The sequence below is a fragment of the Variovorax sp. W2I14 genome, assembly GCF_050435205.1.
Classification (GTDB): Bacteria; Pseudomonadota; Gammaproteobacteria; order Burkholderiales; family Burkholderiaceae_C; genus Variovorax; species Variovorax paradoxus_C.
Window position 1 is genome coordinate 432,817 of sequence record NZ_JBNDJX010000001.1, and the last position, 11,861, is coordinate 444,677.

Annotated in this window: 13 protein-coding genes and 1 pseudogene; 13 read left to right on the plus strand and 1 reads right to left on the minus strand. The window is 68.0% G+C overall.

All coding sequences use genetic code 11. The features are described from left to right. Positions 1-11: 11 nt before the first annotated feature. Entirely contained in the window at positions 12-434 is a 423-nt protein-coding gene (locus QF040_RS02075) for a cupin domain-containing protein (RefSeq protein WP_257859067.1), read from the minus strand. Between the two features lie 167 nt (positions 435-601). On the opposite strand from QF040_RS02075, the pseudogene QF040_RS02080 reads away from it, so the two are divergent. From QF040_RS02080 to QF040_RS02140, 13 genes and pseudogenes are all read left to right on the plus strand, one after another. Further along, positions 602-799: pseudogene (locus QF040_RS02080) on the plus strand (ArsR/SmtB family transcription factor); the annotation flags it as partial. A gap of 149 nt (positions 800-948) precedes the next feature. Then, positions 949-1,422 (plus strand): SRPBCC family protein, encoded by a 474-nt coding sequence (locus QF040_RS02085; protein ID WP_429609596.1) that lies wholly within the window; start codon positions 949-951, stop codon positions 1,420-1,422. Beyond that, positions 1,419-2,669, plus strand: a complete 1,251-nt coding sequence (locus QF040_RS02090; protein WP_429609598.1) for an RNA polymerase sigma factor — start codon at positions 1,419-1,421, stop codon at positions 2,667-2,669. The genes QF040_RS02085 and QF040_RS02090 overlap by 4 nt, the downstream gene beginning before the upstream one ends. 102 nt (positions 2,670-2,771) lie before the next feature. Beyond that, on the plus strand, positions 2,772-3,134 hold the full coding sequence (locus QF040_RS02095; protein WP_206178429.1) for a YciI family protein: 363 nt from the start codon (positions 2,772-2,774) through the stop codon (positions 3,132-3,134). Further along, positions 3,131-3,493, plus strand: a complete 363-nt coding sequence (locus QF040_RS02100; protein ID WP_429609599.1) for a YciI family protein — start codon at positions 3,131-3,133, stop codon at positions 3,491-3,493. Before QF040_RS02095 ends, QF040_RS02100 begins: the two co-directional genes overlap by 4 nt. Then, positions 3,490-5,064 carry an MFS transporter gene (locus QF040_RS02105; protein WP_429609601.1) on the plus strand — a complete coding sequence of 525 codons (1,575 nt, stop codon included), beginning with the start codon at positions 3,490-3,492 and terminating at the stop codon, positions 5,062-5,064. Before QF040_RS02100 ends, QF040_RS02105 begins: the two co-directional genes overlap by 4 nt. A gap of 47 nt (positions 5,065-5,111) precedes the next feature. Beyond that, positions 5,112-5,309 (plus strand): hypothetical protein, encoded by a 198-nt coding sequence (locus tag QF040_RS02110; protein WP_429609603.1) that lies wholly within the window; start codon positions 5,112-5,114, stop codon positions 5,307-5,309. Positions 5,310-5,342: 33 nt separating this feature from the next. Further along, complete coding sequence (aroC, locus tag QF040_RS02115; RefSeq protein ID WP_429609604.1) at positions 5,343-6,455, plus strand: chorismate synthase; 1,113 nt, start codon at positions 5,343-5,345, stop codon at positions 6,453-6,455. Continuing rightward, positions 6,455-7,657 (plus strand): MFS transporter, encoded by a 1,203-nt coding sequence (locus tag QF040_RS02120; RefSeq protein ID WP_429609605.1) that lies wholly within the window; start codon positions 6,455-6,457, stop codon positions 7,655-7,657. The genes aroC and QF040_RS02120 overlap by 1 nt, the downstream gene beginning before the upstream one ends. A 137-nt stretch (positions 7,658-7,794) precedes the next feature. After that, positions 7,795-8,808 (plus strand): sugar ABC transporter substrate-binding protein, encoded by a 1,014-nt coding sequence (locus QF040_RS02125; protein WP_429609606.1) that lies wholly within the window; start codon positions 7,795-7,797, stop codon positions 8,806-8,808. Positions 8,809-8,838: 30 nt separating this feature from the next. Further along, positions 8,839-9,804, plus strand: coding sequence for an ABC transporter permease (locus QF040_RS02130; protein ID WP_013540709.1), 966 nt, complete (start codon positions 8,839-8,841; stop codon positions 9,802-9,804). Then, the gene (locus QF040_RS02135; RefSeq protein WP_013540710.1) at positions 9,804-10,601 is read left to right on the plus strand and encodes an ATP-binding cassette domain-containing protein; all 798 of its coding nucleotides are present in this window, start codon (positions 9,804-9,806) and stop codon (positions 10,599-10,601) included. Before QF040_RS02130 ends, QF040_RS02135 begins: the two co-directional genes overlap by 1 nt. Next, positions 10,594-11,820, plus strand: a complete 1,227-nt coding sequence (locus QF040_RS02140) for an ROK family transcriptional regulator (RefSeq protein ID WP_013540711.1) — start codon at positions 10,594-10,596, stop codon at positions 11,818-11,820. The genes QF040_RS02135 and QF040_RS02140 overlap by 8 nt, the downstream gene beginning before the upstream one ends. Positions 11,821-11,861 lie beyond the last annotated feature (41 nt).

Genomic DNA, 11,861 nt, shown 5'->3' on the forward strand with positions numbered 1-11,861 from the left:
ACAGTGCGTTTTCAGGGCCAGGGCGTGGGCGGCGGAATCTCGCACACCGGTTCGACGTCGATGCTCTTGAAGTCCGCTGGCGAAACGATCTCCAGGTACTCCATGTCGGGCGAGTAGTCGAACAGGAAGTGCCGGATGCCCGGGCGCTGGTGCACCACGTCGCCGGCCTCGACCAGCGTTTCCTTGTCCTCGTACATGAAGCGGGCCCAGCCCTTGAGCATGATGACGATCTGGAAGTCCGCCTCGTGGCGGTGCCAGCCGGTGCCCGTTTCCGGTGCCATGTTGGCCTTGACCAGATGCGCGATGACCTTGCCGTTGGTGGCCTCGGCCACGCCCAGGTCGCGGTAGAGGAAGAAATCGCGCAGCCCCCCCGAGACGAACTCTGTGTCACCGGGCTTGACGTGGGAGAACTGGGTGGCGGTACGGTCCAGCATGGGGCGCTCCTTCGCAGGGTGGTTGTGTTGCGCCGCAGCACGCATAAAGCGTTCCTGAGCCGAGGTCTTTGGTTTGTGGGCAAAGGCATCCGTGACTTTTCTCCGCGCTCGCCAGCGGCTGGGGTCAATCCTTGACGCCTCGGTGGGCGCTTTCCATACTCAACCGCATGGTTCACCCAACCGCCCCTCCTGAAGCCGCGACCCTCGACGCCGTCTTCGCCGCGCTGTCCGATTCGACGCGCCGCACCGTGCTCGAAACCCTGGGCGAGCGCAGCCTCAGCGTGACGGAGCTTGCCGAGCCGCATGGCATGTCGCTGACCGGCTTCATGAAGCACCTGCGCGTGCTGGAGAACGCCGGCCTCATCTCGCGCACGAAAGAGGGCCGCATCGTGCGCTGCGAGCTCTCGCCCCGTCCCATGCAGGAAGCTGCGGCGTGGCTGTCGCGCTACGAGAAATTCTGGACCGGGCGCCTCGATGCACTGGCGCGCTTTCTCTACCACCAGGAGCAGACCGAATGGCACCACCTGCCGACCGAGACCCCCCCGACAAGGAGCGTCCCTCGCTCACCCTCCGCCGGCACTACCGCGTCGCGCCCGACAAAGTCTGGCGCGCCTGGACCGACCCGCAAGCGCTGAAGCTCTGGTTCGGACCTGGCGAAATCGTCTCGGTGCCGCTCGTGGACGTCGACCTGCGCGTCGGCGGCCGCTTTCGCGTGACGATGCTGGCCGACGACGGCGAGACGCACGATGTGAGCGGCACCTACCTGGAGGTCGTGCCGAACCGCAAGCTCGTCTTCAGTTGGGCCTGGCGCAGCACGCCCGAGCGCGAATCGCGCGTCACGGTGCAGATCGAGCCCGACGGCGACGGCTGCGAACTCGTGCTCATGCACGAACAGTTCTTCGATGAAGCGGCGCGCGACGGCCACAACCACGGCTGGAGCGGCGCCCTCGTCAAGCTCGAAGACTGGCTGGGCAGCGCCACCGCATGACCGCAGCGGTCGCCGACGCCATCGACGCGATCTACCGCACCGAGTCGCGCCGCATCTTCGCCACGCTGGTGCGGCTGCTCGGCGACTTCGACCTGGCCGAAGAGGCGCTGCACGACGCCTTCCGCAGCGCCCTCGAACAATGGCCGCGCGATGGCGTCCCCGCGAACCCGCGCGCCTGGCTGGTGTCGGCGGGGCGATTCAAGTCCATCGACGGCATCCGCCGGCAGGCGCGCTTCACCGCGTGGGACGACGCGGTCGAGCACACCGCGGCGCTCGCAGACCCCGCGCTGGCATGGGACGACGACACCGTCGAAGACCTCGAAGACGACCGCCTGCGCCTCGTCTTCACCTGCTGCCACCCCGCGCTCGCGCCCGATGCGCAGGTGGCGCTCACGCTGCGCGAGGTCTGCGGCATCGCCACCGAGGAAATCGCGCGTGCCTTTCTCGTGCCCGCGCCCACCATCGCCCAGCGCATCGTGCGCGCCAAGGCCCGCATCCGCGATGCGCGCATTCCGTATCAGGTGCCGTCGCTGGCCGAGTTGCCAGAGCGGCTCGATGCGGTGCTGCGCGTGGTGTACCTCGTGTTCAACGAAGGCTATGCGGCCTCGTCGGGCGAGAGCGTCACGCGCGCCGATCTCTCGGCCGAAGCGATCCGGCTGGGCCGGCTGCTGGTCGACCTGCTGCCCGACCCCGAGGCGATTGGCCTGCTTGCGCTGATGCTGCTGCACGACTCGCGCCGCGCGGCCCGCACGTCGCCCCAAGGCGAGCTCGTGCTGCTCGACGCGCAGGACCGCAGCCTCTGGAACCGGGCGCAGATCGGGGAGGGCGCCGCGCTGGTCGAGCGCGCATTGCTGTCACGCCGTTTCGGCCCCTATGCGCTGCAGGCCGCCATCGCCGCCGTGCATGCGGAAGCCAGCGAGGCTGCTGCCACGGATTGGCCGCAGATCGTTGGCCTCTACGACGTGCTGCTGCGCTTCGATCCATCGCCAGTGGCCGAGCTCAACCGTGCCGCCGCCATCGCCATGCGCGACGGCCCCGCGGCGGGGCTGGCGCTCATCGATGCGCTGCTCGCGCGCGGCGAGTTGGCCGACTACCACCTGGCCCACGGCGCCCGCGCCGAGCTGTGCCGACGCCTGGGCCGCATCGGCGAAGCGCGCACCGCCTACGAGCGCGCGCTGTCGCTGGCGCGCCAGTTGCCCGAGCGGCAATTCCTGGAGCGGCAACTGACCCTGCTGCACCTCAAGTAGATTTTTTTGATGCCGCTCGTGCCGGGCATGTCGATTTCCGCCATCGCCAATCGACCAGTGGTGTCCACATTCCATCTTCAAGGACTTCAAGGAGATAGCGCCATGAAATACCTCTGCCTCGTTCACTACGACGAAGCGGTGATCGACACGATGCCGCCCGACGAACTCAAGGCCCTGGGCGACGAGTCCCACGCCTACGACCGCGAGCTCGAAAGGGCCGGCCACTACATCGCCTCGAACGCGCTCGAATCCGTGAAGACCGCCAAGGTCGTGCAGGTGCGGGGCGGCAAGCGCTCGCACGTCGACGGCCCGTACGCCGAGGCGCGCGAGCAGCTCGGTGGCTTCATCCTGATCGAGGCGCGCGACCTCAATGCCGCGATCCAGTTGGCGGGGCGCATTCCCATGGCGCGCTACGGGGCCATCGAGGTGCGGCCGGTAGAAACCCTTCAAAGGAGAGCGGCATGAGGTACCTCTGCATCATCTACGGCACCGACGATCAGACCTCTCACTTCTCACCGCGCGAAATGGACAACTACGTGAACGAACACCTCGACTACGACCTGGCCCTGCAGGCCCGCGGCAAGCTCGTCGCCTCCGAAGCGCTGCAGCCCGCCGAGACGGCGACCGTCGTGCGCATGCGCCGCAACAAGCTCTCCGTCACCGACGGCCCCTTTGCCGAGACCAGCGAATACCTCGGTGGCTTCTATCTGGTCGAAGCCGGGAGCGACGAGGAAGCACTGGAGCTCGCCGCCGGAATTCCATCCGCGCGCTTCAGCAGCATCGAGGTGCGGCGGGTCAGGGGCGGCGGAGCGCGAACGCCATGAGCGGCGCGCATCCCGCGTCGCCGCCCCCCCGCGCCACGGTGCGCGAATGGACCGGCCTGGCCGTCATCGCGCTGCCGTGCATGCTCTATTCGATGGACCTCACGGTGCTGAACCTCGCGATCCCGGCGATCAGCGAGGAGCTCAAGCCCACAGCCTCGCAGTTGCTCTGGATCGTCGACATCTACGGCTTCTTCGTCGCGGGCCTCCTGGTCACCATGGGCACGCTGGGCGACCGCATCGGCCGGCGCCGGCTGCTGCTCATCGGCGCGGCCGCGTTCGGCATCGCCTCGATGCTGGCGGCTTTTTCGACCAGCGCGAACATGCTCATCGCCACGCGCGCGCTGCTCGGCGTGGCGGGCGCGACGCTCGCGCCATCGACGCTCTCGCTGATCCGCAACATGTTCCTCGACCCGGCGCAGCGCACCGTGGCCATCGGCGTGTGGATCTCCAGCTATTCGGCCGGTGCCGTCATCGGGCCGGTGCTGGGCGGGGTGCTGCTGCAGTTCTTTCCGTGGGGCTCGGTGTTCCTCATCGGCGTGCCGGTGATGGTGCTCTTGCTGGTGCTCGGACCGCTCCTTCTGCCCGAGTACCGCGACCCGGAGGCGGGGCGGCTCGACCTGGCCAGCGTGGCGCTGTCGCTGGCGGCGGTGCTGGCCGTCATCTACGGCATCAAGCAGATCGCCGAGCACGGGCCCGACGTGGAGCCGGCGCTGTCGATCATGGTGGGCGCGGCCCTTGGCTGGATGTTCGCGCGCCGGCAGAAGCGGCTCGCCAATCCGATGATCGACCTGCAGCTCTTTCGCCTGCCGGCCTTCACCGTCTCGCTCGCGGCCTACATGCTCGCGTGCTTCGTGATGTTCGGGCTCTTTCTCTACAACGCCCAGTACCTGCAGCTTGTGCTCGGCTTGTCGCCGCTGCATGCGGGACTTTGGAGCGTGCCGAGCGCGGCGGCTTTCATCGTGGGGTCGATGGTCGTGTCCGCGCTCGTGCGGCGCATGCGGCCGGCCTATGTGATGGGCGGCGGCCTCGCCGTGGCGGCCATGGGTTTCGCGATGCTCATCGTGCTCCCTGCACAAGGCGGGCTGGCCTGGATGGTGGGGAGCGCGGTCATCTCGTCGCTCGGCCTCGCGCCGGTGTTCACGCTGGCCACCGACGTGGTCGTGGGCAGCGCACCGCCCGAGCGGGCCGGCGTGGCCTCGGCCATTTCGGAAACCAGTTCCGAATTCGGCGGGGCGCTGGGCATCGCGATCCTGGGCAGCATCGGCGCGGCGATCTACCGCAGCACGATGGCCGATGCGGTGCCTGCGGGGCTGGCGGGTGCGGCCGAGGTGGAAGCGGCGCGCAGCACGCTCGGCGGCGCGGTGGCGCTGGCCTCCCAGCTCACCGGAAGCGCGGGCGCCGAACTGCTCGACGCGGGCCGCGCCGCGCTGCTGCACGGCCTGCGCCTGACGGCCGGCATCTGCGCGGCCGTGCTGCTGGTCGTGGCCGGGCTCGTCGCCTTCCGATTGCGCGGGGCGGGGGAGGCCAATGCCCCTCGAACACCGGGTGCCGCCGCATTGCCGGAGCGCTGACGAACACCCATACTGGGGCTTCCACGACGAGACCAACGGAGCCTCCCATGAGCAACGAACTGCGCAAGAAGCTGCACGACCTGGCCGAACTGGCCGAGAACACCACCGACCCGCAGACCAAGGCCATCGTCGAGGCCCTCCGCCTGCAGACGGCCGTGCTGAACGAGCGGCTCTTCGCCATCGAGCTGCAGGTGGGCGCGCTCACGAAGCGCCTCGAGAACACGTCCGAAAGCACGACCGGCTGAGGGGGCGGCCGCTTTGTAGGGATAATCCCGGCCATGAGCGGCAACACTTTCGGAACACTTTTCGCGGTCACCAATTTCGGCGAATCGCACGGCCCGGCCATCGGCTGCGTCATCGACGGCTGCCCCCCGGGCATGGCATTGAGCGAGGCCGACATCCAGGGCGATCTGGACCGCCGCCGCCCCGGCACCAGCCGTCACGTCACGCAGCGCAACGAACCCGATGCGGTGCAGATCCTCTCCGGCGTGTACGAAGGCAAGACCACCGGCACCCCCATCGCCCTCCTGATCCAGAACACCGACCAGCGCAGCAAGGACTACGGCAAGATCGCCGAGCAGTTCCGCCCCGGGCACGCCGACTTCACCTACTGGAAGAAATACGGCATCCGCGATCCGCGCGGCGGCGGGCGCTCCTCGGCGCGGCTCACGGCGCCGATGGTGGCGGCCGGCGCGGTCGCCAAGAAGTGGCTGGCCGAAAAATACGGCATGGTGTTTCGCGGCTGCATGACGCAGATCGGTGAAATCGCGATTCCCTTCGAAAGCTGGGACCACGTGCCCCACAACCCCTTCTTCGCCCCCATCGCCGATGTGAGCGCGCTGGAGGACTACATGGACCGCCTGCGCAAGGCCGGCGATTCGTGCGGCGCGCGCATCCGCGTCACCGCGACGAACGTGCCCATCGGCTTGGGCGAACCGCTCTTCGACAAGCTCGACGCCGAAATCGCCTACGCGATGATGGGCATCAACGCAGTGAAGGCGGTGGAAATCGGCGCCGGCTGGGACAGCGTCACCCAGCGCGGCACCACGCACGGCGACTCGATCACGCCGACCGGCTTCGTCACCAACAACGCGGGCGGCATCCTGGGCGGCATCAGCTCGGGGCAGGACCTCGAGGTGAGCATCGCGATCAAGCCCACGAGCTCGATCATCAGCCCGCGCCAATCGATCGACATCCACAACAACCCCGTCGAGGTGGTCACCAAGGGCCGCCACGACCCCTGCGTGGGCATCCGCGCGACGCCCATTGCAGAGGCGATGCTCGCGCTGGTGGTGATGGAGCACGTGCTGCGCAACCGCGCCCAATGCGGCGACGTGCAGACCGACGCGCAGAAGACCGAAGCCGCGTCCCCGCAGGCGTCCTTCCTCTAGTGTCCGCCCCGCCACCCGTGGCCGCCCAGCGCGGCCACCTGCTGGCATTCGCTGGTCTGTCGGCCAGCTATTTCGCGCACATCGGTTTCTTCAACCCCTACCTGCCGCTGTGGCTCAAGGACCTGGGGCTGCCGATCTTCACGATCAGCCTGCTGGCCTCGGTGCAATCGGTCACGCGCGTGTTCGCACCCTACGCTTGGGGCGCGCTCAGCGACCACACCGGCCACCGCGTGATGCTGCTGCGCTTCAGCGCGGCCGTGGCGCTGGTCAGCTCCTTCGGGCTCTGGTGGCACGGCGGCGCATGGTGGCTCGCGCTGGTGCTGCTCGTGATGTTCACCCACACCAGTTCGATGATGTCGCTCACCGAAGCGGCCATGGCGCAATTGGTGGCTGGCGACTGGGGGCGCTATGGGCGCATCCGGCTCTGCGGCTCGGCCGGCTTCCTCGTCACGGTGTTCTTCGCGGGCGAGTGGTTCGAGCGCTTCGGCATGAAGCACTTTCCGGCCTGGGCGGCCGGCACGCTGGTCATCGTGCTCATCGCCACCCTGAAGCTGCCCGACGTGCGCGAACCCGTGGCGGCGCACGATGCCGTGAAGGAGCCCATCGGCCCCGTGCTGCGCAACCCGGTGGTGCGGTGGTTCTTCGCGTCGCTGTTCTTCCAGGTGATGTCGCACTTTTCGGTGTACGCGTTCTTCTCGCTCTACCTCGACTCGATCGGCTACGGCAAGAGCACCATCGGCCTTCTGTGGGCGCTGTCGGTGGTGGCGGAGATCGTCTGGTTCTTTTTGCAGGGCCGGCTCATCGGCTTGTTGCCGATGCCGCGCTGGATGCTGGTGTGCAGCATCGCGGCCGTCGCGCGGCTGGGGCTCACCGCAGGGCTGGGTGGCTTCATCGCCGCGCTGGTCGTCGCGCAATGGCTGCATGCGCTGAGCTTCGCGGCGCATCACACGACGTGCATCGCCGTGGTGTCGCGGCGCTTTCCAGGGCGGTTGCGGGGGAGAGGGCAGGCGCTCTTTACGGTGATCGGTTATGGGTTCGGCGGGGTGCTGGGTGTGTTGCTTGGTGGGGCCGTGGCGCAGGAACTTGGTTATCGGGCGATGTTCACCGCGGCGGCGGTGTTGGCTGTGGTGGGCAGCCTTTGCGCATGGCGCGTGGTGAAACTGGAGCAGGTCGAACGAAGCGGCGCGACAGGCCGTGGCTGAGCGGTGAGTTGACTTTCGCGGTGCGCCGCAAGTGCGGGTTTCCGATAACTACAAGCACTTGATTTAGTCGGCTCCCTGAAACATAGTTGGCCCCGTTCAACAAGCCACAGGCGCATTGCCTGCCAAGGAGACCAACCATGTTCAGTTCGCGCAGCCGCCGCCGCTCCACCCTGGCCCTCGCCATCCTCTCCGTTGCCGCATCCACGGCTTTCGCCGCCGGCGAGCCGGTCATCGGCCTCGTCACCAAGACCGAAACCAACCCCTTCTTCGTGAAAATGAAAGAGGGCGCGCAGGAAGAAGCCAAGAAGCTCGGCGCCAAGCTGCTCTCCGGTGCGGGCAAGGCCGATGGCGACAACGCGGGCCAGATCACCGCGATGGAAAACATGATCGCGGCCGGCGCCAAGACCATCCTCATCACGCCGAGCGACGCCAAGGCGATCGTGCCGGCGATCAAGAAGGCGCGCGACAAGGGGATCATGGTGATCGCGCTCGACAGCCCGGCCGATCCGCCGGATGCGACCGACGCGCTCTTCGCCACCAACAACTACACCGCCGGCGTGCTCATCGGCGAATACGCCAAGGCCGCGATGGCCGGCAAGACGCCCAAGATCGTCGCGCTCGACCTGCTGCCGGGCCACCCGGTCGGCGCGCAGCGCCACAACGGCTTCATGAAGGGCTTCGGCCTCCCGGCCAACGACGCGAAGTCGAACGAACTCTCGAAGGCGCCCGAAATCGTCTGCATGGCGGACAGCTTCGGCGACCAGGCCAAGGCGCAGACGGTGATGGAAAACTGCCTGCAGAAGGCGCCCGAGGTGAACCTGGTCTACACGATCAACGAGCCCGCCGCGGCCGGTGCCTACAACGCGCTCAAGCGCGCGGGCAAGGAGAAGGGCGTGCTGATCGTCTCTGTGGACGGCGGCTGCCAGGGCATCAAGGACACCCACGCCGGCATCATCGCCGCGACCTCGCAGCAGTACCCGCTGAAGATGGCCGCGATGGGTGTGGCGGCGGGCGTCGAGTTCGCCAAGACCGGCAAGAAGGCTTCGGGCTACGTCGACACCGGCGTGACGCTGATCGCCGGCAAGAGCGTGGCGGGCGTCGACAGCAAGGACACCAAGACCGGCGCCGAGCTGTGCTGGGGCAAGAAGTAAGCGGCGGGTAGTCCCAGAGAGAACACATCGATGGCGAAATCCGCAGCAGCAACGCACCACATTCCGTGGGGCGCCCTGGGGCCGTGGCTGGCCCTGCTCGGCGCATGCATCTTCTTCGCGACGCAGTCCGACCGGTTCCTGACCGGCGAGAACCTGTCGCTCATCCTGCAGCAGGTGATGGTGGTCGGCGTGATCGCCATCGGCCAGACGCTGATCATCCTCACGGCCGGCATCGACCTGTCGTGCGGCATGGTGATGGCGCTGGGCGGCATCATCATGACGAAGTTCGCGACCGAACTCGGCATGCCGGTGCCGATCGCCATTCTTTGCGGCATCGGCGTGACGACGCTGTTCGGCCTCATCAACGGCCTCCTGGTCACGCGCATCAAGCTGCCGCCCTTCATCGTGACGCTGGGCACGCTGAACATCGCGTTCGCGATCACGCAGCTCTATTCGTCGTCGCAGACCATCACCGATCTGCCCGCCGGCCTCACGGGGCTGGGCACCACCTTCGCCATCGGCAGCGCCGAAGTGGCGTGGGGCTCGGTGCTGATGGTGGCGCTCTACGGGCTCGCGTGGTTCGTGCTTCGCGAGACGGGCGCGGGCCGCCACATCTATGCGGTGGGCAACAACGCCGAGGCCACGCGCCTCGTGGGCATTCCGACGCAGCGCGTGCTGCTGGGCGTGTACGTGGCGGCGGGCGTGCTGTACGGCATCGCCTCGCTGCTGTCGGTGGCGCGCACCGGCGTGGGCGATCCGAATGCGGGGCAGACCGAGAACCTGGACGCCATCACGGCCGTGGTGCTCGGCGGCACCAGCCTCTTCGGCGGCCGCGGCATCGTGCTGGGCTCGCTCATCGGTGTGCTGATCGTGGGCGTGTTCCGCAACGGGCTCACGCTGATGGGCGTGTCGTCGATCTACCAGGTGCTGGTGACGGGCGTGCTCGTGATTCTTGCGGTGGCGGCCGATCAACTCTCGCGCAAGGGGGCACGCTGATGAACACCGTAGCCAACCCAAAGATCGTCATGCAGGCCAAGGGGCTCGTGAAGCGCTACGGCCAGGTCACCGCGCTCGATGGCGTCGACTTCGAACTGCGCGAGGGCGAAATCCTCGCGGTGATCGGCGACAACGGCGCGGGCAAGTCCTCGCTCATCAAGGCGCTCTCGGGCGCGACCATTCCCGACGAGGGCGAGATCCTGCTCGACGGCGCGCCGGTGCACTTTCGCAATCCGCTCGATGCGCGGCGTGCGGGCATCGAGACGGTCTACCAAGACCTGGCCGTCGCGCCCGCGATGACCATCTACGAGAACCTCTTCCTCGGTCGCGAACTGCGTCGTCCCGGGTTCCTCGGCAACGTGCTGCGCATGCTCGACAAGAAGAAGATGCTGCAGGAAAGCGCCGCGCGCATGGCGGACCTGAAGGTCGGCATCCAGTCGATGACGCAGGCGGTCGAAACCCTCTCGGGCGGCCAGCGCCAGTGCGTGGCGGTGGCGCGCAGCGCGGCCTTCGCGCGGCACGTGGTCATCATGGACGAGCCCACTGCCGCGCTCGGTGTGAAGGAGGGCAACATGGTGCTCGAACTCATCCGCCGCGTGCGCGACCGCGGCCTGCCGGTGGTGCTCATCAGCCACAACATGCCGCATGTGTTCGAGGTGGCCGATCGCATTCACGTCGCGCGGCTGGGCAAGCGCGCGGCGGTGCTCAACCCCAAGAAGATCAGCATGAGCGACACGGTGGCCGTGATGACCGGCGCCATGACTGCCGACCAACTGCCCGCGGAGGCGCATGCCTGATGCAGAAGTTTCTTCTGCGCGCCCGCCCGACCTGCTGCGTCCGCGCGGCTCCAACCAGGTCGGCATGCGCCAGTTCAACGAGCGCGTGGTGCTGCAGGCGCTGCGCGTTCACACGAGCCTGCCCAAGGCCGACCTCGCGCGGCTGACGGGGCTGAGCGCGCAGACCATCGGGCTCATCACCGCGCGGCTCGAGGAAGACCAACTCATCGTCAAGCAGAGCCGGGTGCGCGGGCGCATCGGGCAGCCCTCGGTGCCGCTGGCGCTGAACCCCGATGGCGCATTCGCCGTCGGCATCAAGGTGGGGCGGCGCGGCGCCGAATGGCTGCTGATCGATTTCACCGCACAGGTGCGCGAGCGCCACGCGATGAGCTACGACTTCCCCGATGCGAATGCGCTGCTGCCGGCGATTGCCGAGCACATCCATCGGCTGCGTGATGGGCTCGGCCCGCTGGCCGCGCGCAACGTCGGCGTGGGCCTGGCCGCGCCGTTCCTGCTCGGCGGTTGGCATCGCACCCTGGGCCTCTCGAAGGCGCAGTCGGACGAGTGGAACCAGATGGACCTGCTGGCCGAAGTGCGGGCGCGCACCGAAGTGCCGGTGAGCTTCGCGCGCGACACGGTGGCCGCCTGCGTGGCCGAACTCGTCGGCGGACGCGGGCACGACCTGAAGAGCTTTCTCTACATCTTCGTGGACACCTTCGTGGGCGGCGGGCTGGTCATCAACTCGCACCTGCACACGGGCGCGCACAGCAACGCGGGCGCGCTGGCTTCATTGCCGATGCAGTCGGTGCGGGCCGATGGCGCACTGCCGCCGCAGGTGATGGCCGAGGCCTCGCTGTGGGAGCTGGAGCAGCGCCTGCAAGGCGAAGGGCTCGATCCCACCGCGGCCTACGACGACCGCGCGCTGCAGCCCCCGTTTGCTGCGGCGACGCAGGCCTGGCTCGGCTCCGCATCGCTGGCACTGGCGCACGCCATCGTCAGCAGCACCGCGGTGCTCGATCTGGCCGACGTGGTGATGGACGGTTCCATGTCGCGTGCATTGCTGCAGGCCTTGCTCGACCAGACGCGCGCCGCGCTCGCGCAATGCAACTGGGAGGGGCTATGGCCTCCGCAGTTGCATGGTGGCAGGGTGGGCGCGCAGGCATGTGCGCTCGGCGGCGCGATGCTGCCGCTGCATGCCAACTTCGCGCCCGACCATGACGTGTTCCTGAAGGCGGCCTGAGCGCGGCCTGCAGGCCTTGCGAAGCGCAAGCTTCGCTGGTG

Coding starts and splice junctions, on each gene's coding strand:
- QF040_RS02140 (WP_013540711.1), top strand. CDS start 10,594: ATGCCTGATGCAGAAGTTTCTTCTGCGCGCCCGCCCGACCTGCTGCGT.
- QF040_RS02090 (WP_429609598.1), top strand. CDS start 1,419: ATGACCGCAGCGGTCGCCGACGCCATCGACGCGATCTACCGCACCGAG.
- QF040_RS02095 (WP_206178429.1), top strand. CDS start 2,772: ATGAAATACCTCTGCCTCGTTCACTACGACGAAGCGGTGATCGACACG.
- QF040_RS02130 (WP_013540709.1), top strand. CDS start 8,839: ATGGCGAAATCCGCAGCAGCAACGCACCACATTCCGTGGGGCGCCCTG.
- QF040_RS02135 (WP_013540710.1), top strand. CDS start 9,804: ATGAACACCGTAGCCAACCCAAAGATCGTCATGCAGGCCAAGGGGCTC.
- QF040_RS02085 (WP_429609596.1), top strand. CDS start 949: ATGGCACCACCTGCCGACCGAGACCCCCCCGACAAGGAGCGTCCCTCG.
- QF040_RS02110 (WP_429609603.1), top strand. CDS start 5,112: ATGAGCAACGAACTGCGCAAGAAGCTGCACGACCTGGCCGAACTGGCC.
- QF040_RS02105 (WP_429609601.1), top strand. CDS start 3,490: ATGAGCGGCGCGCATCCCGCGTCGCCGCCCCCCCGCGCCACGGTGCGC.
- QF040_RS02075 (WP_257859067.1), bottom strand. CDS start 434: ATGCTGGACCGTACCGCCACCCAGTTCTCCCACGTCAAGCCCGGTGAC.
- QF040_RS02125 (WP_429609606.1), top strand. CDS start 7,795: ATGTTCAGTTCGCGCAGCCGCCGCCGCTCCACCCTGGCCCTCGCCATC.
- QF040_RS02100 (WP_429609599.1), top strand. CDS start 3,131: ATGAGGTACCTCTGCATCATCTACGGCACCGACGATCAGACCTCTCAC.
- aroC (WP_429609604.1), top strand. CDS start 5,343: ATGAGCGGCAACACTTTCGGAACACTTTTCGCGGTCACCAATTTCGGC.